At 68.7% G+C, this 21659-nt stretch carries 19 protein-coding genes and 1 pseudogene; 9 read left to right on the forward strand and 11 right to left on the reverse strand.

Features of this window, described 5'->3' with window-relative positions:
• Window positions 1-62 precede the first annotated feature (62 nt).
• From D5R93_RS11865 to D5R93_RS11875, 3 genes are read left to right on the forward strand one after another with little or no spacing between them, the layout of a single operon-like run.
• Complete coding sequence (locus tag D5R93_RS11865) at window positions 63-899, forward strand: class II aldolase/adducin family protein (protein ID WP_120205434.1); 837 nt, start codon at window positions 63-65, stop codon at window positions 897-899.
• Window positions 900-913: 14 nt separating this feature from the next.
• Window positions 914-1786 carry an MBL fold metallo-hydrolase gene (locus tag D5R93_RS11870; protein ID WP_120205437.1) on the forward strand — a complete coding sequence of 291 codons (873 nt, stop codon included), beginning with the start codon at window positions 914-916 and terminating at the stop codon, window positions 1784-1786.
• A 56-nt stretch (window positions 1787-1842) separates the two neighbouring features.
• A complete protein-coding gene (locus D5R93_RS11875) occupies window positions 1843-3174 on the forward strand; it encodes an MFS transporter (RefSeq protein ID WP_119835541.1) in 1332 nt (443 codons plus the stop codon).
• Window positions 3175-3467: 293 nt separating this feature from the next.
• Here D5R93_RS11875 and D5R93_RS11880 read toward each other — a convergent pair whose 3' ends face one another.
• Window positions 3468-4790, reverse strand: a complete 1323-nt coding sequence (locus tag D5R93_RS11880; protein WP_120205439.1) for a glycoside hydrolase family 1 protein — start codon at window positions 4788-4790, stop codon at window positions 3468-3470.
• 322 nt (window positions 4791-5112) lie between these two features.
• Between D5R93_RS11880 and D5R93_RS11885 the strand changes: the two genes are divergently transcribed.
• The gene (locus D5R93_RS11885; RefSeq protein ID WP_162933961.1) at window positions 5113-8307 is read left to right on the forward strand and encodes an alpha-L-rhamnosidase; all 3195 of its coding nucleotides are present in this window, start codon (window positions 5113-5115) and stop codon (window positions 8305-8307) included.
• Between the two features lie 776 nt (window positions 8308-9083).
• Here the strand turns inward: D5R93_RS11885 and D5R93_RS11890 are convergent.
• Entirely contained in the window at window positions 9084-9656 is a 573-nt protein-coding gene (locus tag D5R93_RS11890; protein ID WP_119835537.1) for a hypothetical protein, read from the reverse strand.
• Between the two features lie 175 nt (window positions 9657-9831).
• Here D5R93_RS11890 and D5R93_RS11895 point away from each other — a divergent pair, with 175 nt between their 5' ends.
• Together D5R93_RS11895 and D5R93_RS11900 are read left to right on the forward strand one after the other, a co-directional pair.
• Window positions 9832-11157 (forward strand): AAA family ATPase, encoded by a 1326-nt coding sequence (locus D5R93_RS11895; RefSeq protein ID WP_120205444.1) that lies wholly within the window; start codon window positions 9832-9834, stop codon window positions 11155-11157.
• Between the two features lies 1 nt (window position 11158).
• Window positions 11159-11773 carry an RloB family protein gene (locus D5R93_RS11900; protein WP_120205447.1) on the forward strand — a complete coding sequence of 205 codons (615 nt, stop codon included), beginning with the start codon at window positions 11159-11161 and terminating at the stop codon, window positions 11771-11773.
• A gap of 495 nt (window positions 11774-12268) precedes the next feature.
• Here the strand turns inward: D5R93_RS11900 and D5R93_RS14615 are convergent, their stop codons facing one another.
• The 4 genes and pseudogenes from D5R93_RS14615 to D5R93_RS15080 form a co-directional block, all read right to left on the reverse strand.
• Complete coding sequence (locus D5R93_RS14615) at window positions 12269-12394, reverse strand: hypothetical protein (RefSeq protein ID WP_279221360.1); 126 nt, start codon at window positions 12392-12394, stop codon at window positions 12269-12271.
• 121 nt (window positions 12395-12515) lie between these two features.
• Entirely contained in the window at window positions 12516-13388 is an 873-nt protein-coding gene (locus D5R93_RS11905; RefSeq protein WP_243106783.1) for a glycoside hydrolase family 3 protein, read from the reverse strand.
• Window positions 13389-13446: 58 nt separating this feature from the next.
• A pseudogene (locus D5R93_RS15075) lies at window positions 13447-13815 on the reverse strand (MFS transporter); the annotation flags it as partial.
• A complete protein-coding gene (locus D5R93_RS15080; protein WP_423243302.1) occupies window positions 13698-14267 on the reverse strand; it encodes an MFS transporter in 570 nt (189 codons plus the stop codon). The pseudogene D5R93_RS15075 and the gene D5R93_RS15080, both read right to left, overlap by 118 nt.
• Before the next feature lie 117 nt (window positions 14268-14384).
• Between D5R93_RS15080 and D5R93_RS11915 the strand changes: the two genes are divergently transcribed.
• From D5R93_RS11915 to D5R93_RS11925, 3 genes are all read left to right on the forward strand, one after another.
• Window positions 14385-15431: a Gfo/Idh/MocA family oxidoreductase gene (locus D5R93_RS11915; RefSeq protein WP_120205454.1), complete on the forward strand. Its 1047-nt coding sequence runs from the start codon at window positions 14385-14387 to the stop codon at window positions 15429-15431.
• 183 nt (window positions 15432-15614) lie between these two features.
• Window positions 15615-15899 carry a putative quinol monooxygenase gene (locus D5R93_RS11920; RefSeq protein ID WP_119835535.1) on the forward strand — a complete coding sequence of 95 codons (285 nt, stop codon included), beginning with the start codon at window positions 15615-15617 and terminating at the stop codon, window positions 15897-15899.
• Window positions 15900-16081: 182 nt separating this feature from the next.
• Window positions 16082-16498, forward strand: coding sequence for a DUF2218 domain-containing protein (locus D5R93_RS11925; RefSeq protein ID WP_119835534.1), 417 nt, complete (start codon window positions 16082-16084; stop codon window positions 16496-16498).
• Window positions 16499-16650: 152 nt separating this feature from the next.
• On the opposite strand, the gene D5R93_RS11930 is transcribed toward D5R93_RS11925, so the two are convergent.
• The 5 genes from D5R93_RS11930 to D5R93_RS11950 form a co-directional block, all read right to left on the reverse strand.
• Window positions 16651-18153: an MFS transporter gene (locus D5R93_RS11930; protein WP_119835533.1), complete on the reverse strand. Its 1503-nt coding sequence runs from the start codon at window positions 18151-18153 to the stop codon at window positions 16651-16653.
• 10 nt (window positions 18154-18163) lie between these two features.
• Window positions 18164-19027 carry an IspD/TarI family cytidylyltransferase gene (locus D5R93_RS11935; protein WP_120205457.1) on the reverse strand — a complete coding sequence of 288 codons (864 nt, stop codon included), beginning with the start codon at window positions 19025-19027 and terminating at the stop codon, window positions 18164-18166.
• A gap of 72 nt (window positions 19028-19099) precedes the next feature.
• Window positions 19100-19582, reverse strand: coding sequence for a CarD family transcriptional regulator (locus tag D5R93_RS11940; RefSeq protein WP_119835531.1), 483 nt, complete (start codon window positions 19580-19582; stop codon window positions 19100-19102).
• 111 nt (window positions 19583-19693) lie between these two features.
• On the reverse strand, window positions 19694-20413 hold the full coding sequence (locus D5R93_RS11945) for a response regulator transcription factor (RefSeq protein WP_119835530.1): 720 nt from the start codon (window positions 20411-20413) through the stop codon (window positions 19694-19696).
• 1 nt (window position 20414) lies between these two features.
• The gene (locus tag D5R93_RS11950) at window positions 20415-21608 is read right to left on the reverse strand and encodes a sensor histidine kinase (protein ID WP_119835529.1); all 1194 of its coding nucleotides are present in this window, start codon (window positions 21606-21608) and stop codon (window positions 20415-20417) included.
• Window positions 21609-21659 lie beyond the last annotated feature (51 nt).

A 21659-nucleotide genomic window follows, 5' to 3' on the forward strand; every position in this document is an offset into this window, starting at 1 on the left:
CCGCCCCGACCACCATGAACCACCCCGCCTACCCCAACCACCCAGATGCCAAGGAGCACCTCATGACCACGACAGCCACGGACCCCACACTCAACGAGATCCTCACCCAGATGGGCGCCGCCGGAGGCCGCCTGGACCACATGGCGGCCGTGGAGGCCGGAGCCGGTAACCTCTCCGTCTACGTCGACGCCGGAGCGCAGGACCTCGGGCTGGAGCGCCGCTTCCCGCAGGTGCGTCCGGCCACCGGGCTGCCTCTGCCTGCCCCGGCCCTGGCTGGGCGCACCGTCCTGGTCACCGGCTCAGGCTGCCGTCTACGAGACGTCGCCGACTCCCCTGAGGCCACCATCTCGGCCTTCGTCGTGGACGACGGCGGCACCACCGCCACCTGGTACACCCACCCCGACCGGGCCTACGAGCGCCCTACCAGCGAGTTCAACTCCCACCTGGCGATCCACAACGACCAGGCGGAGCAGCGCGGGCTGGGATTCCAGGCGGTGGTCCACGCCCAGCCGCCCCACCTGGTCCAGCTCTCCCACATCAAGGACATCCGCAGCACCCGCGAGTTCAACCGCCGCATCCTGCGGTGGGAGCCGGAGACCATCGTGCAGGTCCCCGCAGGTGCGGAGGTGCTGGACTTCATGGTGCCTGGCAGCCAGGAGCTCATGGAGAACACTGTGAGGGCGCTGCGAGACCACGTCATCGTCGTGTGGTCCAAGCACGGCGTCATGGTGCGCTCCGACACCTCCCCTCTGGCCGCCGTCGACACGGTGGAGTACGTCGAGACCGGGGCCATGTACGAGGTGCGCAACATGGCCAGCGGCAACCTGGGCGAGGGTGTCACTGACACCGAGCTGCGTGCTGTCGTCGAGGCCTTCGGCGTGCGCACCCCGCTGCTGTGAGGACTCACGTGCCCATGAGCAGACCACCAGCCGACTCCCGGCAGCTCCTCGCCCCCGGATTCACCGACACACGGGTGAACCGCCACATCACACGCATCCACGACCCGCGCGACGTCCACATGTACCTGGTCACCGGTCGCGAGCGCGCCCTGCTCGTGGACACCGGCTACGGGGTAGGTGACCTGGCCGCCTTCGTCACCTCGCTGACAGACCTTCCCCTGACCGTGGTCCTTACCCACGGCCACATCGACCACGCCTTCGGCGCCTCTGGGCTTACCGACGTGCACATGCACCCCGCCGACCTGCCTGTGCTGGCCCGGCACCAGGTTGCCTCCCGTCGGCTCCACAACGCGGTGCGCTCCGCCCACGCCGGCACACCCGGCGACGCTCCCGCCCCGGTCCTGGCACCGGAGGTGGACCCCACCCGGCTGGTACCGCTGCACGATGGCGAACGCATCGGGCTGGGAGGCCTCACCGTCGAGGTCCTGGAGGCACCGGGGCACACCCCCGGCTCAGTGGCCCTCCTGGTGGAGGAGGAGCGAGTCCTCATCACCGGCGACGCGGCCAACCAGCTCACCTTCCTCTTCCTACCGGAGAGCTCCACGCTCACCAGCTATGCAGCCATGCTGGAGCGCCTCACGGCCCGGGCTGCCAGACGCTACGACCGGGTCCTGGTCTCCCACGGCAGCGGTGAGATCACCCCGACCGTCCTGGAGGACCTGCGCACCCTGTGCGAGCGGGTCCTGGCAGGTGACGACGACGCGGTCCCTTTCCGCTTCGAGGACATGGGGGGCCTGGTAGCCCGTGCCGTCACACGGTCTCACGGCGACCCCGGCCCGCCTGCCGACGACGCCCCCAACATCGTCTACGACCCGCACCGCCTGTGAGCTCCCCCGACACGACCACACCCGCCCGGTCCCATCCCGTTCAAAGGAGAACACCTATGACTACCACCACGACTTCTGCTACCCGAACCGGCCCTAACCCCTGGTGGGTGGGGATCGTCTCCGGCATGGCCTCCTACATCGACGCCTGCACGATCGTCTCAGCAGGTATCGCCTTTGCCATCTACCAGATGGCGCTGGGCCTGTCCGACCAGCAGGTTGGTGTGCTCTCCGGCACCCTGACCTTCTCCATCGCCCTGGGAGCCCTCAGTGGAGGCTGGCTGGGGGACCGCTTCGGGCGCAAGCACGTCTTCTCCGTCACCATGGTGATGATCGTGGTCGGTGCGGTCCTCCTCGTCGTGGCCCCCGGCTTCAGCCTGCTGCTGGTTGGGACCGTCCTGGCCGGGCTGGGGACCGGGGCGGACCTGCCGGTGTCTCTGGCCACCATCGCCGAGTCCGCCACTGACGACAACCGCGGCAAGATCATCCTCCTGTCCAACATCCTGTGGACAGTGGGCATCATCGGGGCCATCACCACCTCCTCCGTGGTGGGCAACTGGGGCCGTACGGGCGCCCAGGTCATGTTCGCCCACGTCGGCGTGGTCGCTGCCGTCACCCTCCTGGGACGCCTGTCCCTCCCGGAGTCCACCACCTGGCTGGAGGCCCGGGCCGAGCGCCGGGCAGGCCAGGCCACCGTCCGGGCGCAGCGGTCCTCACTGACCTCCCTGCTTACCGGCCCCTACGCCAAGCCCTTCTACGCGCTCATCATCTTCTACTCCCTTATCAACATCCCGGCCAATACCGGGGGGCAGTTCACCACCTGGATCGCCGTCAACCTCGCTGACGTCGACGTCGCCCTCAACTCCCGGATCGCCCTGCTGACCATGCCGGCGATCATCCTGCTCGCGATCTGGTCCATGCGGGTCATCGACACCCCCAGGCGCATGCCCTTCTTCTACGCCGGGGCGGCACTGTTCCTCACGTCGCTGCTCATCTATCCCGTCTTCGGATTCTCACTGGCCACCCTCGTGGCCTACCAGCTGGTCAACATGGCGGGCAGCGCCTTCGCCTTTGAGGGGATCATGAAGGTCTGGGCCAACGAGCGCTTCCCCACGCTGCTGCGCACCACCGCCCAGGGCACCGTCATCGCCGTCGCCCGCGTGGTCGCGGCCCTGGCGGCCTCGGTCACACCGGTGCTCCTGCGCTCCGAGCCCAGGCTCTTCTACCTGGGGCTGCTGGGTATCGCCGCCACCGGCTACGCCGTCGCCGTGTGGGCCTTCCACGGGCCGCAGCGCAACGAGTTCGCCGTCGAGGCCCACGCCGAGGCCGACGTCGCCGCCGGGGAGGAGGCCGGTCTCGACTTCACCGTACCTGCTGAGCCCAGACGCTGAAAGAAGCCGTCGTGCGCACCGTAGAAACCGTAGAACCAGTGCCTGCACCCCCCGACCACCGATTCCCCGGCTACCGAGACCAGCGCCCCCGCGCCCACCCGAGTGACCGTGGGCCACCAGCACGCCTCCACGGGAGTGGCCGTGACCCGCCCGGGCCTGACCAGCACCGAAGGAGCCGCTGGGAAGGAGCTCGACCACGCCAGGGCCCGGCCGACCTGGATAATGGCCTCTCCGGCCATGAGGAATGCCAGCGGAATCGGCTTGCGGTGAGGATTCGCCAGGCCCCGGCAGGCTCAGTCCCCGCCCAGGCACGCCCCGTTTGTACGGGCGATCTCGCCGAGCACGTAGGCACTGGGCTTGGGCGTGCGCTCCTGGGTAGAGCGGTCCACCGCAATGATGCCGAACCTGGGGCCGTAGCCAAGGACCCACTCGAAGTTGTCCATGGCCGACCAGCACATGTAGCCGCGCACGTCTACCCCCTCGGCAATCGCGGAGCCGACCTCGCCGATCGCGGTGCGCAGGAAGTCGACCCGCTGGGTGTCGTCCTCCGTGTTCAACCCGTTCTCGGTTACGTAGATCGGCATCTGGAGCGCATCCCAGGCCTGACGCACCACCGCCCCGACGGCCCAGGGCCAGATCTCCTCACCACCCTGGTTGAGGGTGGCCCCCGGCTCCGGTGGTACCGGACCCTCGGGGCCGAGCACGGTGCGGTTGTAGGTCTGGAGGCCTACGAAGTCGTCGCCCTGGCTGGCACGCAGGTAGCGCAGGTTGTTCTCCTCGGTCACGCGCGCCACCTGCTCCTCACCGCCGGGTGCGGCGTGGAAGTCGGAGTTGGCCAGGGTCCACCCCACCTGCATCGCGGGCCTGACGGCCTTGATCGCCTCGACGGCGGCGCGGTGGGCCGCGAGCTTGACCTCGTAGGCCTCCTTGGTGGCACTGAGCTGGAATCCCGCCACCCTGTCCGGCGTCGTCCCCAGGGCCGCCGCAGCCCCCTCCCAGGTGGGGTTTCCGAGCCGCTGGGAGGGCTCGGTCTCGCACATGCCCATCTCCGCCAGGAGGACGGCGAGGTTGGGCTCGTTCATGGTGCAGACGATGTCGAACAGGTCCCCGAGCTCCTCGGTGACGTGGCGGCAGTAGCGGGCGAACAGGGCGGGAGTGCCGGTGTCCTCCCAGCCGCCGCGGGCGATGAGCCACTGGGGGGAGGTGAAGTGGTGGTAGGTCACCAGCGGGGTGAGCCCGTGCTCGTGGCAGGCGCGCAGCACGTCCCGATAGTGCTCCACGGCCACCGCCGAGAACTCCCCGGGAGCGGGCTCAATACGGCTCCACTCCAGGGAGAAGCGGTAAGCGTTGAGCCCCAGGGAGGCCAGCAGGGCGATGTCCTGGCGGTAACGGGTGAAGTGGTCGCAGGCGTCGCCGGAGGACTCGGTGTACATGGTGCCCGGCACGTGCTCGTAGAGCCAGACGTCGTTGTTGGTGTTGCCGCCCTCCACCTGGTGGGAGGCGGTGGCGGCGCCCCAGAGGAAGCCCTCGGGGAACGGGGTGGCTGACGAGATGCCGGGCACGGACAGCGGCAGGCTGGGTGCTGAGGAGGTAGCAAAGGGGTCGGTGTCAATCATGGAGTGTCTCCTGTGGTGAGGACCGGGTCAGGTGAGGAAGAGGACGGGGAGCAGCCGGGAACGGAGGACAAGGTGACAGCCAGGGCGGGGACTGTCACGCCCAGCACCACTGGGCAGGGTATGGACCAGGGTAGCTGTGCCCTGCACGACCCTGGCCGCTTCTGCGCGCCTTCCCTCTGTTTCTCTCTGTCTACCCGCACCGTCTACCCGCATCGTCTACCCGCTCCTCCGGAGCAGCAAGCCCTTCCTAGTCGGCTGTTGACGTGGAAGCCGGGAGCACCTACAGTCATGAAACGGTTCAACGATGACCCTGGAGATCCTGATGTCCACTGATCACATACCCGCGCACGACGACCTCCACCACCCCCACCACACCGGCCCGGCCCGCGCACCACAGAAGGTGACCCTGCTGGACGAGGGCGCCCCCCGACTCACCGACCCCGTGGGCGACCTGGCCGCGCCCATCAGGCTACGGGTCGACCACCACCGCCCGGACTACGAGGTCCTCGGCGGAACCGGACCGTCTCCGTCCCTGTCCTGGGAGGTCCCCACCGCCCCCTCCGGCTGGACGCAGGCCGTGGCCGAGGTCGAGGTGACCCGTACGTCCCCGCTCACGGTCCCGGTGCCCAAGACAGCCCCGTCCCAGACCTCCGCTGCCCCGGTTGACTCAGCCGACCCGCTTGAGCCAGCCAGCCCAGAAGACCCAGCCTCCCCGATCTCTACCTTCACGCTGCACGGCCCGACCTCCACTTTTGTCCCCTGGCCCGCCGCTCCCCTGTCCTCCCGCGAGCGCGCCACATGGCGGGTTCGCGTCGCCGGAGCCGATGGCGCCTTCTCTGCGTGGTCCGAGCCTGCCGTCGTCGAGACCGGCCTGCTCGACCGAGGTGACTGGACAGCCCGCCCCGTCAGCGCGCCCGGCAACCGGCGCGAGGACGCCGCCCCCGTCCTAGTGCGCCGCCTCGTGGTGCCGCAGCGGCCCGGTACCACCGGCACCACCACCGGTGCCCCTGCCTCAGCCCGCCTCCACGTCACCGCAGGCGGGGTCTACGAGGTCTTTGTCGACGGGACTCGGGTCGGCGCCCACGAGCTCGCCCCCGGGTGGACGGAGTACCGGGACCGACTCCTGGTCCAGACCTACGACGTCACCGGGCTGCTGCCCCCCGGAGAGCACGAGATCGCCGTCGTCCTGGGCAACGGCTGGTACCGCGGGCACCTGACCTGGTACATGCGCGACCGCGTCTACGGGGAGGCCCTGTGGCTGCTGGCCCAGCTGGAGATCAGCGACGGCACCTCCACTACCGTCGTGGGCACCGACGCGGCCTGGACCTGGCGCCCCTCCAACGTCACCGCCAACGACCTCTACAACGGCCAGACCACCGACCTGCGCCTGCCCGCCCTGGGGGAGGTCGCCGCCGAGGCCCCGGTGGAGGTTCTGGACCTGCCCGAGGCAGACCTGGAGCCCACCATCCTGCCGCTGCCCACCGTGGTCGGCGAGCTCAGGCCTCAGCAGGTGATCACCACGCCGTCGGGCAGGAAGGTCCTGGACTTCGGCCAGAACCTCACCGGACACGTCCGCCTCACCGTTACCTCGGGTGAGCCCGGGACCACCATCACCCTGCGCCACGCCGAGGTCATGGAGGACGGCGAGCTCGGCACCCGCCCGCTGAGGCGGGCCCAGTGCACCGACCGGGTCGTCCTCGCGGGTACCGCCACCCCTGAGACCCCCGAGGTCTTCGCCCCGACCCTGACCCAGCACGGCTTCCGCTACGTCGAGGTAGAGGGCCTGGAGCCGACAAGGCGTGAGGACACCGGCAGCGCAGACCGCGCAGGCATCCCGGGCCAGGAAGGCACCTCGGGCCGTCAAGGGGCCGCTACCAGCACAGACCGTACGGACATGGTGCTCATGGAGGCTGCCACGGCCCGCGTGGTCTCAGCAGGTATGGAGCGCTCCGCCTGGTTCTCCTGCGACCAGGAGCTGGTCAACCGTCTGGTGGAGAACACGCGCTGGTCCACCATCGGCAACTTCATTACCGTGCCTACTGACTGCCCGCAGCGCGACGAGCGCCTGGGGTGGACGGGTGACATCGCCGTCTTCGCGCCCACCGCCCTGTCCCTCTATGACGCGGGCGCCTTCCTGGCGTCCTGGTGCCGCGACCTGGTATCGGCCCAGGCTCCGGACGGCGCTGTGCCCGTCGTCGTCCCCGACGTACTGGACAGCCCTCAGCTCACCTGCGCCTGGGGCGACGCCGTCACCCTGGTGCCCTGGGCCATCTACGAGGCCACGGGCGACACGGGCGTTCTGAAGGCTGGTATCGAGGCGATGGAGCGCTTTGTCGCGGGCGTGGCTGCCGCCGCAGGCCCCTCACGCCTGTGGCGCGGCGGCTTCCAGTTCGGCGACTGGCTCGACCCCGACGCCCCGCCGCAGGAGCCTGCGGCTGCCAAGGCCGATCCCGACGTGGTGGCCACCGCCTACTTCGCCCGCTCCGCCCAGGTCGTCGCCCACGCCTACGAGGCCCTGGGGCGTCCCGAGGACGCCCAGCGCCTGGGTGCCCTGGCCGCCGAGGTGCGCCAGGCCTACCTGGACGCCTACGTCACCGCGAACGGGCTTATCGTCTCCGACTGCGCCACTGTCTATGCCCAGGCCCTGGCATGGGGGCTGCTGGACACACCTGAGCGCGTCCAGGGTGCTGGCGACCGCCTGGCCGACCTGGTCCGCGCCCGGGCTTTCAGGATCTCGACCGGCTTCGTAGGGACCCCGCTGGTACCTGCGGCTCTGGTGCAGGGCGGGCACCCCGGCGTGGCGGCACGCCTGATCCTGGAGACAGGGTGCCCCTCATGGCTCTACCCAGTGACCATGGGGGCCACAACCACCTGGGAGCGCTGGGACTCCATGCTGCCCGACGGCTCGGTCAACCCCGGGGAGATGACCAGCTTCAACCACTACGCCCTGGGGGCCGTGACCCAGTGGCTGGTGAGCGACCTGGCGGGTCTGGAGGTAGTCGCGCCCGGGGGCGGGCGGCTTCGGGTGGCCCCGAAGGTCGGTCACGGGTTCTCCTCGGCGAGCGTGGTCCGTCGCCTCCCAGGCGGGACGGCGCGCGCCTCCTGGCGGAGCGACGCCGGACGGCTGCACGTACGCGTCCAGGTTCCGGTCGGAGCGCAGGCCGAGCTGGTGCTGCCGGGAGCCGAGGCTGAGACCGTGGGGCACGGCCTGCACGAGCGTGTGGTCACGCTGCCCGCGAGCCACGCTGGCTCCGACGCCGCGAGCCGGGCCGTCCGGACGGTCCGTGACCTCGTGGACGACCCCCGTGCCTGGCAGCGTCTTGCCGACGCGGCCACGCAGGCGGGGCACCCGATGTACGCCCAGGACGCGCCGGTCCAGCTCGCCTCCCTGCTCAGGCGCGAGCTGGACCGGCCGGTGTCGGTGGTGGCGCAGGCCGCCACCGTGTACGGCTTCGTCCCCGGTATGGAGGCCACGAGGAAGGCCCTGTCCGAGGTCGTGGAGGGCCTGGCTCCCTAGCCAGCCGTACTTCCCAGGAGTTTTTCAGACAGCGGTCGTGGCTCCTTTCAGGGTGGCAGGGTTACATAGTTCTTGCCGCCGGACGGAACCGGCCCCGAGGGTTGGGGAGCCCTGAGACGGGTCGTCTTCCGAGGAGTTGCCGGGTCTTAGGGAGCCCGCGTGACGCCGCTCTGGCGAAGGAGGCGGCCACCTCCCCGGGTGCATGGGAGCCCGGGAGCGGGAAGGCCCCTCGTGAGGCTTGGGCCCGTGTGCCCGGCGCCCTTCGGTGCCGGGCACACGGGCCAAGTCATGTTCTGCGCGGGGAAGACGAACCGACGGATTCGCGGCCCCTCGGAGCATGCGTGTCGGCACAGCCCAGCTTAGAGGCAGAGCCGTATCTCCCAGGGCGCGGACAGAGGCAGACAGCACGTCCTCCTCGCCCCGAACCTCAACCCAGCACGTAAGGTCCCGTCCCAGCCAGACCAGCCGATAAAACCAGACCAGCCGATAAAACTTGTGCATGCGCACCGTTGCGTAAAGACAGCCGACCTGCCCATAACGGCCATACATGTCCTACCCCGACGGGCCGGGAACCGGGAACTTTGTACCGCTACGGTGGAGGCACCGGCAGACACAGCTGCGCCACAGGCTGGAGCCCTTCCAGCGCAAGCGCCTAGCGCACGTCCTTTAGCGCAGGTCCTGGCGAGCCACGGACCACGGCAGCAGCACTGGCAACCACTGGCAGCAGGGTCACAGACCTTGCTGCTGTACCGACCCTCTGAGTCGGCAACCTCGTCTCAGACCTTCCAGGAGATGCCGCTGACGAAGGTGAGGAAGTCCTTCTCGGCAGCGGAGGCAGCGGCGTCGGCTGAGGTCCCGGTGCGCTGGACCAAGACGACGACGCTGCGGCCCTCGCGTGTAGCCATGGCTGCCCGTACCGCGACGTGCTGGCCATCGGTCTGCGTGGTGCCGGTGTAGACCTGGGCGTCCTCGCCATCGACGTCCACTGCGCCCGAGCTCGTGACGTCCGACTCCCCGAGGTCCGTGGCGGCAGCGATCTCAGAGACAGCCTGGTCCTCGCTCGGCTCACCGGCCCCCAGGTCGATGACGCCGCTGCCAGCCAGGTCGTCGTCCGGGTCCACGAAGATGATGCTGTAGCCCTCCTGGGAGTTGTCCTGCGTCCCCTCGGGCTGGGTGAGACTGACCAGGTCCTCCAGGGCGACGTCCGCAGCGGCGCCTTCCGAGGATGACACCTCGGCCGAGGCGCCCGGAACGGAGGGGTCTGCGCCTGCCGAGTCCTCCGCAGTGGAGGCACAGGCCGTCAGCGGCAGGAGCAGAACAGCCGTGAGCACCAGGAACCGGGTTTTCATGCAGGTCCTTTCGTTATCGGGTACCGGGCCACAGTCTAACCGGTCCACCACGCCAGGAGCCTCGGCTCGTGCGAGCACCACCTTCCACCGCTCCGGCCACCCCCGCACCACCCTACGAGCACCCCGAATCGGGAAGGAACTTCCCATACAAGGAACTAGCGCTATTATGGGTCCTATGCTGCTCGCCTTCTCGGTTGCTAACTACCGAACCTTCCGTGACGAGGTCACCCTCGACCTCACCCGTCGCAGCCTGCGCACGCTCACTCCCAGGGACGGGGAGACGTGGGAGGAGCTGACCTGGCGGGTCGCGGCCGTCTACGGCGCCAACGCCTCGGGCAAGTCCACCCTGTTGGATGCGCTCCGCTCCCTCTACCTGGCGGTTGAGGGGAGCCGCGGTGTCCTCCACCAGCCCTACCTGCTGGACGAGCAGCACCCCGTTGCCCCGACCACCTACACCCTCGACTTCACCCGAGGGTCCCAGCGCTACAGGTACTTCGTAGAGGCCCACGGCTGGGGCATCGCCCACGAGGAGCTGTGGGAGGCTGAGAGGCGATGGAAGAGACTCTTCCTGCGCACCCAGGACCGTGACGACCCAGAGCCCACAGTTGTCCCCGGGCCGTCCCTGAGGGGGGCCACGGCCGAGGTCCGCCGTATCACCACGTCTAAGGACCTGTTCCTGGCGCTCGCGCTGCGCTACCGCCACGCCTCCCTGGCGCCGGTCGCCCGCTCCCTGAGGTCCATACGCCCCATCCAGCACACCGACATCGAGCGCGACGCACGCCTCAGCTGGCTGACAGAGCACCTGGCCGAGGAGACGGCGGGCGCCACACAGTGGCACGACGTTGTTGATGCTGTCGCCCACAGCGCAGACCTGGGCATCCTGCGCGTCGAACTGGAGGAGCGGGACATCCCTCACGAGCTGCTCGCAAGGATCAGGCTCCTGTTCACCTCTGACGACGAGGAGCCACCGGAGATCCCCGACGAGCTGCTGCGCCAACTCCAGCACTCCCTCGTCTTCGTGCACCGTGGTACCGATGGCAAGGAGTACAGGCTGCCCCTGGAGGCCCAGAGCCAGGGCACGCTCACCTGGCTGGCCACTATGGGGCCGGCCGCCGACGCCCTGAGCCACGGCCACCTTCTCCTCGTCGATGAGCTGGACGCAAGCCTGCACCCGACGGCCGTCGCGTCCCTCGTCGAGCTGTTCAAGGACACCGACCTCAACCGCCACGGCGCCCAACTGGTGTTCACCACCCATGACGCCAGCCTGCTGGGCAACTCCCCCACACAACCGCTGGAGCGCGGTGAGGTGTGGCTGTGCGAGAAGGACGATGACGGCAGCGCTGACCTGTACTCCGTCGCCGACTTCACCGGTCCCCGCCAAGGCACCAACAAGGAACGACAGTACCTAGCTGGCGCCTTTGGCGCCGTGCCTCGAGTAGACACCTCCAGCCTTCGACATGCCCTCACAGCGCCCTCGCTCTACCGGGAGGTCGAGGGCTGACATGGGTCCCAGACAGCCCAGACCGCACAGGGGACGCACAGACCGCCAACAACGTAGGACAGTCCTCATTGTCACCAACGGCCGCCAGACCGAGAAGATGTACCTTGACCACATCAAGCAGCAGGTCATCAGACGGGACGTGTCCGTCAAGACCCAGTTCATCAACGGTGACCCCCTAACACTCATCAAGGAACTCAAAAGACCTCGCGCCGACCTGTCCGCATACCGGGAAGTCTGGATTGTCGTGGACCAGGACGGGCAGGACTGCTCGAAGTTCCTAAGAGACTGCCGGAGCCTGAGCACCCGTACCAGGAAGGTCCACGGCGTCATCTCCGTCCCCTGCTTCGAGGTGTGGCTCAACGCCCACTACGGCCCCGTCCGCAACTACCAGAACCAGGCTGACGCGCAGTACCACTACCGTGAACTCACCGGCCTGTCAGCCAGGCAGGAGAAACTAGTACCTCGCGACTTCCCGTGGGCGGAGGCACAGGCTGCGGCTCAGCGGTGCTTCCTGCCCTCTGACGGGCTGCCGGGTCTCGACACCCAGCCGAGCCGCTCCGCCACCACGATGCCTCACCTGCTGCACAGCCTCAGGCTGGTAGACCTCAAGAACTGACACAGCTCGTCGCAGCATCCTCATAGATGAGTCGGCACGTCAGTCTTCCGTGAGGATCCGGTGCATCTAGGTGCACCAGGGAGGAGGCAGACATCAGGTCAGGCCCCAGTGACCCGCTACGTTAGGAGAACGCCGAGGACGTCGCCGCAGCCACCGCTGCACGAGCGGAGAGCGAGCCGCCGATCCCACATGATAAGCTCATGGCCGAGCTTCTGGTCCTCGGTCCTACGGGTAGGCCACCGCCGTCCTCACCCGCCCGCGTACAGGCGGACCGGAAACTCCCCGGGCACCCGGCCGTACCCGCTGCGCCTGGGAGCCAGCACCACTGGCCCACAGACAGTCCGCCTGTCCGCCGAACCTGTCACACCTGCTGCGCCCGACAGACCTGTACCACCCGGGTCACGCGGCACCCGTCGCAGGACCACCGGGGCCAGCGGGTCCAAGGTGAATGTGACCCGGGTGCAGCCCTTTCGGTGCCCGTGGAGCCCGGCGCCCTCAAGGCGGCGGGACCAGGGCCCACCGCTGGGTGTCATCAGCCCAGAAACCAGGTGAGAAGGCAATCTCGACCTCGCCGAACCCCGCTGCGGCGACGGCGCGCAGCTCCTCCACCAACTCAGCCATCGGGACCGGGGCTCACGGCCGTCTCCTCACGGGTCATGGCCCTGAAGGTGCGCGAGAGGCCGGTCAGGCGGCGACAGTGAGGACCAGGAGCTCAGTCCCGGAGTCCGGGCCGAGCCTGACCTCAAAGTAGGAACTGGGCTCTGGGCTCCAGGTCCTGATACTTGGAGGTGAAGGCTCTGCAGGCTAGGCGGCCCGTCCTGGCCGACGTCACAGGCGAGCCTGACCATGACCCGCTGGTGGCGGCAGGACGACCGGTGGTCTCGTGGGCATCGTATGCGGCAGGCACCTGGCCCTCGTATCGTGGGAACCCGGTAGACAGCCTTCCCGATGGGGTGACGGTACCAGTGAGGATATCGGCAATGACCTCCGGGGCGGTGGTACCCAAGTGCCAGGCCTGGAGGACAGCACCGGTCAGGTCAACCCGCTTCTCGACGACCAGCGGGCGCCCGGACACGAGCACGACCGCCAGGGGCGTACCGGTGGCGGCAACCGCATGGACAAGCGCGACCTGGTTGCCTGGAAGACGGAGGTCGGCGCGAGACACCGCCTCCTCGGTGAGGTGGCTAGGTTCCTCAAGAGCGAGGACCACCAGGTCAGCCGAGGCCACACGGCGCGCCAGGAGGTTCTCCACCCCGGAGGTATCTCCGACCACGACGCCTTGCAGCCTCTGTGCGGACATGCTCACCGTATTAAAGTCGCGCCCGTCCTTGGCACCACCGGAGTCCTCACCCTGCTCCGCGGCCGCGCGACGCGCCTCCAGGTCGGCGGTGATCCGTTCCGCCATCGGCCGGTCCAGCCTGCAGAACAGCAGCGGAATAATGGCGACAGCAGCCAGGACGGACGGGACCAGGTTGGCTACGACGTTGATTCCGATCAGCGCCTGGTCGGTCTGGACTCTGGCCCCACCCACGTAGCCGAAGGCGCCCATGATAAGCAGACCGAGCCTCCCGAACAGCCTGACGAGGTTGATAAGGAGCAAGGCGAAGACGATCAATCAACTGCCCGTTATCCAGGACCGCCCTAACCGTGCGCCCGAAAGGAACCCTGGGCTGCTCCGGCGTCAGGGTGATGACCTCCCTGGCCCTCAAGGCCGTGACCCAGAAGAGGGGCACAGCCAGAACCGCGAGAAGGCCCATGGTCGGCACGAAGCCCCTGGCACTGTTTTCGTCGTCACCCGCGCCAGAAAAGAGGAGCGGCAGCGGCATGACAACCGCCCTCAGGAGGATCTGGGACAGGCCGCGCCCCCACCGAGCGCAGCCAGTCGAGGTCAAGACGGGTCCCGTGGCGGTCGTCATGACCCCGGCTATGGCCCAGTAGGGAATGTTGACCACGGTGTTGAGAAAGCCGTAGAGAAAGCACAGCACCACGTAGGCGACGCCCGCGTACCAGACCTTGGCGGTGGACCCGGCGCTGGGCGATGTGAAGGCGAGGACAAAGGAGACGGCGAGCAGGGGCGCGTCGAAGATGATGTAGGGACGGAAGCGGCCCCCCACCGGGATCTGGTGCGCTCGGCGAGATAGCCGAGTCCCAGGTCCTGGACTCCGTCCAGGATGCAGGCCACGAGCATGATCGTGGCTGCGGTGGCAGGGGTGATCAGAGCGACATCGGTGTAGAAGATGAGGAACCAGGAGCCGACGGTGGTCCTGGGAGCCGAACTCGGCAAAGGGATAAGGAGAGCTACGTCCGGCTCAACCTGGGGCTGGGCATGGGCATCGCCTCCGGGGGCAGGTGCACCGAGGGGCTGGGGCCAGCCCCCGGGAGATCGCCCACATCCAGGTCGGAGACCCGGGCGGGAGAAGGTGCCGAATGCGCGAGCTGGTCGAGCAGCGTCGCCAGGACGTGTGAGGCTGCGGTGAGCGGTACCAGCCGCCACGAGGCAAGACAGGGAAGATCTGCTTGGAGCACACGAAGGTCAGTCCCACGCCGGGCCGTCTCCTGCCCCCAGGGGAGTGCTAGTGTCGTGAGCACCACAACGGCAGGAGACAACCGCATGGCAAGGCGCATCCTGAGCATCGGGTTCATCGGCAACGGGAAGGGGACCAACCGGTACCACATCCCCTTCTCGCAGGTGCTACCTGAGAAGTTCCGCGTCAAGACCGTGCACGCACGCCACATCAGGCACGACGTGTGGCCAGCACTGCCCAACGTGACCTACACCTGTGACCTGGAGGCCGTGCTCACCGACCCCGAGATCGACGTGGTGGAGATTAGCACGCCGCACTCCACCCACTACGAGCTCAGTCGGCAGGCGCTCAAGGCGGGCAAGCACGTGGTGTGCGACAAGGCCTTCGTCGGCACCGTGGCACAGGCCGAGGAGCTCTACGCGCTCGCCGACGCCCAGGGTGTCACCGTCCAGTGCTACCAGAACCGCCGATTCGACTCGGACTATCTCACGGCGCGTAAGGTCATGGAGTCGGGCAAGCTGGGCAAGGTGTTCGAGATCGTCACGCACTACGACTACTGGCGCGAGGAGTTCGTTGAGCACGGGAGGACGGGCGTCTACGACCGCCTCTCAGGTATCGTGTACGGCCACTCCTGCCACTGCGTCGACCAGCTCATCGACTGGCTCGGCGTGCCCGACCGCTGGCACGCCGAGGCCCGCCAGCTCTACGGACCAGGACGTCCCGACCTGTACTTCGACTTCGACCTCTACTACGACGACCTGGGGATCAAGGCGACCGCGGCAGCAAGCTACACGGCCGCTATCCAGCGCCCGAGCTTTGAGGTGTACGGCGACCGCGGTACCTTCATCAAGGTGGAGAAAGACCAGCAGGAGCGCGACCTCAAGCACTTCTACCTTCCGGCCGGCCACGACGACTTCGGCCTCGACACGCCCGAGCAGTGGGGCACGCTGCGCTACTACGACGACGACAGCCGCATGCACCAGGAGCGGGTGGAGACCGTGCGGTCGTCCTACTCCATGTTCTACGACGCCCTGTACGAGACCGTGGCCCACGGCGCCCCGCCGCTGGTGCGGCCCGAGGAGACCCTGGCCCAGCTGCGGATCCTTGAGGACGCGGTCAAGGACCTGAGGTAGGCGGCGGCCCCGGACCTGGCTGCAAGAAGCCTGAGGACCAGGCCCGCCCGGCATCACAGTGGCGCATCGCACCTGTGCGGGCACCTTGCAGAATGCCCCGGTGCCGTCGTTCCTCCGGGTACGTGACCACCGCCTCCACGCGCACCGCGCACCCACCCGTCCCACATCGCAGGAAGGACACCTATGATCCACGTCATCGCCACCTTTGCGGTCAGTTCCGACCAGGTCGACAGGTTCATCGAGACGGCTCAGCCCCTCGTGTCAGCCTCGCGCGCCGAGAACGGCAACATCTCCTACGAGCTGCTGCGCTCGCGTGAGGAGCCCACCCGCCTGACCTTCCTGGAGACCTGGAGGGACGACGCCGCGCTCCAGGCACACAGCGCCTCGCAGCACTTCACCACGATCATCTCCCGCCTGCTGCTGCTTGCCGAGGGGGAGCCCTCGATCGTCCAGTACGTAGCAGCCTGACGGATGTATCAGGCAGCCGCCTGCTGCCAGTCAAGGCCCCGGGGCGACGGGGCGGGGACCTCGTCTTCACCGGGCCGAGCCAGGGCGACCTCGATACCCACTTCCGCGCCACCCCGGTCAGCGGCGCCAGCCCCGCTGCACGTTGCTGGCGACCTCCGCACCACACAGGTTATTCTTCCCTTATGAGTACTAGCCCACCACACCACAGCACGGATCACCCTGTCCTCGACCACCACTCGACCGCCCGCGTCGCCACGAGCAGCCCGTCACGCTACGGGCGGCAGCTCGTGGACCACATGACCCGCAAGATCCAGGCCGAGTGGAACGACACCACGTCCACCGGACGGCTGGCCTTCGATCTCGACGGCCCGGTGACCGGTGTCGTCGACCTCACCTGCGAGGCTGACACCCTGGTCATGGCGCTGTCGGCCGCCAAGGACGAGCAGGAGCGTCTGGAGCAGGTGGTCGGCTCCCACCTGGCCCGTTTTGGCTATCGCGACGGCCTGGCTGTCTCCTGGACACGGCAGGACGGCTCAGCCGGGACCACTCAGGGCCCTCTGTCCGAGGAGGACGTGGAACGCCTGAGCCGCAGACGCTAGGAGCACGCTGCCCGCCAGACCAGGCAGGCCAGCGCCTCCGGCTGGACACAGGAGCGCGCCAGGCAAGCCAGCACCCCGCCGCAAGCAGGCTGAGCGGCTCCAGGCACGCTCTGACCCGCACGCCCGGCGTACAGCCTGCCCTCGGCCCAGCGTCACGCCCCGGCGCCACCGAGGGCGACCTGCCCGTCGGTGTCCCTGACCCGCAGCATGAGCAGCAGGCCCGCCAGCACGACCGCGACTACTCCCAGGACCCCCCAGTGGGTGGCACTCGCGCCCTCGACCGAGGCGCCCACCCCTAGGAACGCCCCGTACATCATGGGTGCCAGGAAGGACACCGCCCGCCCGGTGGTGGCGTAGAGCCCGAAGACCTCCCCCTCCCGGCCCGGCGGGATAAGCCGCGCCAGGAACGAGCGCGACGCCGACTGGGCCGGCCCCACGCAGCCGGACAGGACCAGTCCCAGCGCCCAGAAGACGCCGGCTCCCGCGTCGTGCAGGACGAAGACCAGGACCCCTGCTACCACCAGGACGGCAAGGCTGCCCAGGATGACCCGACGGGCTCCGACGGCGTCGTCCAGACGTCCGGCAGCAATTGTGGTCACCCCGGCCACCAGGTTCGCGGCGACGGCGAAGACGACAACGTCCCCGGCAGAGAAGCCGAAGGTCGCCTGGGCGATGACGCCGCCGTAGGTGAACACGCCCGCCAGCCCGTCACGGAACACGGCGGAGGCCAGGAGGAACCACAAGACCTCCGGGTGGTCATGGCGCAGACGCGCAAGGGTGCGCCACAGGCCCACGTAGGAGGCGACCAGTGACTCACGGCGTCTGGGCACCTGCTCCTGCTGGTCGTCAGGTCCAGTCTCCATGGTGGCTGCCTGTCGCTCCTGACCCCGGCTGGCCTCCTCCTGGTTGGCCACGGCGACCCGAGCACGGCGGCGTCTGGCGCCCCGCCCGGACTGCGTCACCACGACCGGTAGGGCGAACACTCCAAACCACAGGGCCGACAGCAGCACCGACACCCGGACGTCCAGGCCGTCCTCGCCAGTGACGCCGAACCACCCCACCTGCGGCTGTATGAAGCCGACGTAGACGATGAGCAGCAGGACGATGCCCCCGATATAGCCCATGCCCCACCCCAGGCCGGAGACGGCCCCGATCCTGTCCCTGGTAGCCAGGTGACCCAGCATGCCGTTGTAGTTGACGGTGGCCAGCTCAAAGAAGACGTTGCCCACCCCCAGCAGGACGATCCCCAGCCACAGGTAGCCCGGCCGGGGCAGAACCAGGAACATCGCCGCGGACACAGCCACCACGACAGCCGTGTAGGCAGCCAGCCAGAACACGGTGCGTCCGGCCCGGTCCGCGCGCTGGCCGGTGACCGGTGCCAGGAGTGCGATGCACACGCCCGCCACAGCCAGCCCGGTACTGAGCGCGGACTGGGTGGAGGCCTCGGGACCAAAGGCCTCGCTGGTGAGGTAGACGGTGAAGACAAAGGTCGTGATGACGGCGTTGAAAGCCGCCGACCCCCAGTCCCACAGCCCCCAGGCGAGGACGGGCCAGGTCAGCAGCGACGAGCGGCGCGGGGAGGAGGCCCAGGGGCAGGCACGCGGCGCGCCTGCGTCTGCCGGGAGTCGTGAGGAGGGCGGGGCAGGCTTTGTCATGGTAGGAACACTACTGCTCCCCGGACGAGGGCGGGCGCGTACGGGAATCCTCGTCGCGCAGGACAGCCTCAGCCAGGGCCAGGTCCAGGGGCGTGGTGATCTTGAAGGCCTGCTCATGCCCGGCCACGACGACGACCCGCCCGCCCTGGGCCTCGACCAGCCCGGCATCGTCCGAGGCCGCCAGGGCCTCGTCCACCTCTCTGGCGGCGCCGGCCCGGTGGGCCGACACCAGGACACCGGCTGAGAAGCCCTGCGGGGTCTGCACGGCGCGCAGCCGCGCACGCTCGGGCGTGCCGACGACGGCCTCGGCCCAGGGCCCGGGCGGCTCCTCACCTCCCGACTCCAGGCACCCAGGACGGTCCGGCACCGCCGACAGGTACGCCGGCCCGGGCTGGGCCGCGACGAGCCCGGGGGCCACCTCCTTGACCGTGTCGGCAACGGCCAGGGCGGGGACCACCGCACCGTGGCCCGCGCGCACCGCAGCCACGACCCGACGCGTCACCTCCGGCGGGGTCAGCGCCCGGGCCGCGTCGTGAACCAGCACCACCTCGGCACCCGGCATCCTGTCCAGCGCAGCCTCCAGACCCAGACGGACCGAGGCCTGCCGAGAGACGGGCGAGCCCGCCACGACCTCGACAGCCTCGGCCGCCACCGCGTCTACCTCGACGCGGAAGCGGTCCAGCTCTGCGGCTGGCGCGGTCACTACGACATGGTCCACCACACCGGAGTCAACAAGCCCCTGGGCAGCACGACGTAGCAGGGACAGCCCTCCCACCCTCACCAAGGCCTTGGGGCCTCCCGCCCCCAGCCGACGGCCTGAGCCGGCTGCGGTCAAGACAGCCACCACGCCCTGCGCGGGAGGGGCAAGTGACATGGCAGGAGAGCTGGAAGGGCGGGTGGGGCTCACACAGGGGACAGTAGCGTGGAACCGTCGTGCCCGCCGAGATCAGGATGCCAGCGCCTCGTCCAGCCGGGACTCGGCAACCTCCTCCGGGGTCTTCTGGGCCAGAGCCAGCTCAGAGACCAGGATCTGCCTGGCCTTGGCGAGCATCCGCTTCTCTCCGGCAGACAGTCCCCGGTCCGTGTCGCGGCGGGACAGGTCACGAACCACCTCAGCCACCTTGATGACGTCACCGGAGGCGATCTTCTCCTGGTTGGCCTTGAAACGCCGCGACCAGTTGGTGGGTTCCTCTGTCAGCGGGGCCCGCAGAACGTCAAAAACTCTCTCCAGACCGGTCTCATCGACGACGTCACGAACCCCGATCAGCTCGACGCTCTCCGCAGGGACAAGAATTGTCAGATCCCCCTGAGCCACCTCAAGCTGCAGGTAGGTCTTGGACTCTCCCCGCACTTTGCGCTGTCGAATATCAATAATCCGAGCTGCGCCGTGGTGGGGGTAGACAACGGTCTCGCCGATCTCAAAGGTCATAGGGATGACTCTCCAGGTTGTTTGTGGAGCCCTAGTTTATCAGGGAACTCTGCCGTAACGTCGGGGACGTATCTCACAGGAGTCCTACCCTCCCGCGCCGCAACACAGAGGTCAGGTACCAGGGGCGGGGACAAGCCGGTAGCCCAGGCCGCGCACAGTGACCAGCATCGTGGGACGAGAGGGGTCCGCCTCGATCTTGGCACGCAGCCGCTTGACGTGGACGTCGAGAGTCCTGGTGTCACCTACGTAGTCAGTACCCCATACCTCGTCGATAATCTGGCGGCGGGTGAGAACCCGGTCCTGGTGACGCAGGAACAGCTCCAAGAGCTCGAACTCACGCAGCGGCATCGCTACCACCTCTGCGTCAACCCGCACCTCGTGACGCCCCAGGTCCATGACGACGCGTCCCGCCTCCAGCACCAGCCCTTCCTCCTGCCGCAGGCTGGCCACCCGGCTGCGTCGTAGCACCGCGTTGACCCGGGCAGCCAGCTCCCGGTAGGAGTAAGGCTTGGTGACGTAGTCGTCGGCACCCAATTCCAGCCCCACGATCTTGTCCACCTCGGAGTCCTTGGCGCTGAGCACGATGATGGGCACTGCGGAGCCGCGCCGGATCCGGCGGCAGACCTCGGTCCCGCTCAGGCGTGGCAGCATCAGGTCCAGCAGGACCAGGTCTATCGGCCCGCAGCCACCGGGGGCGGAGGCGGCCTCAAAGATCTCCACCGCAGCGACCCCGTCCACGGCCTGGACCACCTCAAACCCGTCGCGCCTCAGACTTAGCGTCAGCGGCTCACGAAAGTTCTCCTCGTCCTCAACCAGGAGGATACGCGTCACGTCACTGCCCTCCCGCTGCCGGCCCCTGGAGCAGCCCAGTCTCCCGCCCGCGCAGTCGGGGCAGGACCAGGGTGAAGGTCGAGCCCCGCCCCGGGGCGGACCACACCTCGACAGCACCTCCGTGGTCGGCAGCGACGTGCTTGACGATGCTCAGCCCCAGCCCCGTGCCGCCAGTGGAGCGCGAACGTGCCCTGTCCACCCGGTAGAACCGCTCGAAGACCCGGTCCTGCTCGTCCTTGCTGATCCCGACGCCCTGGTCCACGACCGCGACGCGCACCAGGCCGTCGTCACGCTCGTCCAGGGAGGTGCCCACAGCCACCCGGCTACGGGGGCCGGAGTAACGCACCGCGTTGTCCAGGAGGTTGCGTACAGCCGTGGTGATAAGAGCGGCGTCGCCACGGACCCGCAGTCCCGGCACACCCCCGGAGACCAGCTCGACCTGGCAGGCCTCCGCCTCCACCCTGACACGGTCCAGAGCCTCGGCGACCACCTCGTCGAGGTCGACCTCCTCGGGCTCCTCCAGGGCGTCACCCTCCTGGAGCCGCGTCAGCTCGATAATCTCGTGGACAAGCACCTCCAGGCGACGCGCCTCCTTGCGTATGCGCCCCGCGTAGTCGCTCACGAAACCCGGATCCAGGGCAGGGTCACGAGCGCCTTCCTCCACGGTCTCGGCCAGCAGCGCTATCGCACCGACAGGAGTCTTGAGCTCGTGGGAGACGTTGGCGACAAAGTCCCGGCGCATCTCCTCCACCCTCCGTGCTGCTGTACGGTCCTCCGCAAGGACGAGCACGCGCCCCTGCCCCAGCCCAGCCACCCGCACCTGGAGGTAGAACTGCCCCGCACCGCTGACGGGCCCCCGAGCCACCGTCACGGGAGCCTCCTGAGGCAATCCCGTGGCCCGCACCGCTGCCACCATCGCGGCCACGGCAGGCTCGGCCACAGCGTCGTCGCGCACGATGTTGTAGGTGTAGGCGCTGGCTGAGGCTCGCAGGACCTCGTCGTCCTCGTCCAGGACGACGACAGTGGAGCTCAGGGCCGCCAGGACGGAGACGACCGTATCGGTCCCGGCCAGTCCTCCCGGCTGCGGGGAGGACTGGCCGCGCCTCCTGCCGCGCGCCCCGCCCACGGCCAGGACAGCGACCACCCCTGCTGCCGCCCCAACGACAGCAGCGATGAGCAACCAGACAGCTTCCACGTCCTCTAGGTTAGAAGCCGAGGCCGTCCTCGCAGGCCTCCCACGCCCCCT

Origin of the sequence: Actinomyces lilanjuaniae (assembly GCF_003606385.1) — a bacterium.
GTDB classification, from domain to species: Bacteria; Actinomycetota; Actinomycetes; order Actinomycetales; family Actinomycetaceae; genus Actinomyces; species Actinomyces lilanjuaniae.

Excerpts from the sequence above, each read along its gene's own strand:
- D5R93_RS11915 (WP_120205454.1), top strand. The coding sequence starts at position 14,385 with ATGGCAAGGCGCATCCTGAGCATCGGGTTCATCGGCAACGGGAAGGGG.
- D5R93_RS11925 (WP_119835534.1), top strand. The coding sequence starts at position 16,082 with ATGAGTACTAGCCCACCACACCACAGCACGGATCACCCTGTCCTCGAC.
- D5R93_RS11935 (WP_120205457.1), bottom strand. The coding sequence starts at position 19,027 with ATGTCACTTGCCCCTCCCGCGCAGGGCGTGGTGGCTGTCTTGACCGCA.
- D5R93_RS14615 (WP_279221360.1), bottom strand. The coding sequence starts at position 12,394 with ATGGCTGAGTTGGTGGAGGAGCTGCGCGCCGTCGCCGCAGCGGGGTTC.
- D5R93_RS11930 (WP_119835533.1), bottom strand. The coding sequence starts at position 18,153 with ATGACAAAGCCTGCCCCGCCCTCCTCACGACTCCCGGCAGACGCAGGC.
- D5R93_RS11900 (WP_120205447.1), top strand. The coding sequence starts at position 11,159 with ATGGGTCCCAGACAGCCCAGACCGCACAGGGGACGCACAGACCGCCAA.
- D5R93_RS11940 (WP_119835531.1), bottom strand. The coding sequence starts at position 19,582 with ATGACCTTTGAGATCGGCGAGACCGTTGTCTACCCCCACCACGGCGCA.
- D5R93_RS11880 (WP_120205439.1), bottom strand. The coding sequence starts at position 4,790 with ATGATTGACACCGACCCCTTTGCTACCTCCTCAGCACCCAGCCTGCCG.
- D5R93_RS11865 (WP_120205434.1), top strand. The coding sequence starts at position 63 with ATGACCACGACAGCCACGGACCCCACACTCAACGAGATCCTCACCCAG.
- D5R93_RS11870 (WP_120205437.1), top strand. The coding sequence starts at position 914 with ATGAGCAGACCACCAGCCGACTCCCGGCAGCTCCTCGCCCCCGGATTC.
- D5R93_RS11890 (WP_119835537.1), bottom strand. The coding sequence starts at position 9,656 with ATGAAAACCCGGTTCCTGGTGCTCACGGCTGTTCTGCTCCTGCCGCTG.
- D5R93_RS11875 (WP_119835541.1), top strand. The coding sequence starts at position 1,843 with ATGACTACCACCACGACTTCTGCTACCCGAACCGGCCCTAACCCCTGG.
- D5R93_RS11920 (WP_119835535.1), top strand. The coding sequence starts at position 15,615 with ATGATCCACGTCATCGCCACCTTTGCGGTCAGTTCCGACCAGGTCGAC.
- D5R93_RS11885 (WP_162933961.1), top strand. The coding sequence starts at position 5,113 with ATGTCCACTGATCACATACCCGCGCACGACGACCTCCACCACCCCCAC.
- D5R93_RS11895 (WP_120205444.1), top strand. The coding sequence starts at position 9,832 with ATGCTGCTCGCCTTCTCGGTTGCTAACTACCGAACCTTCCGTGACGAG.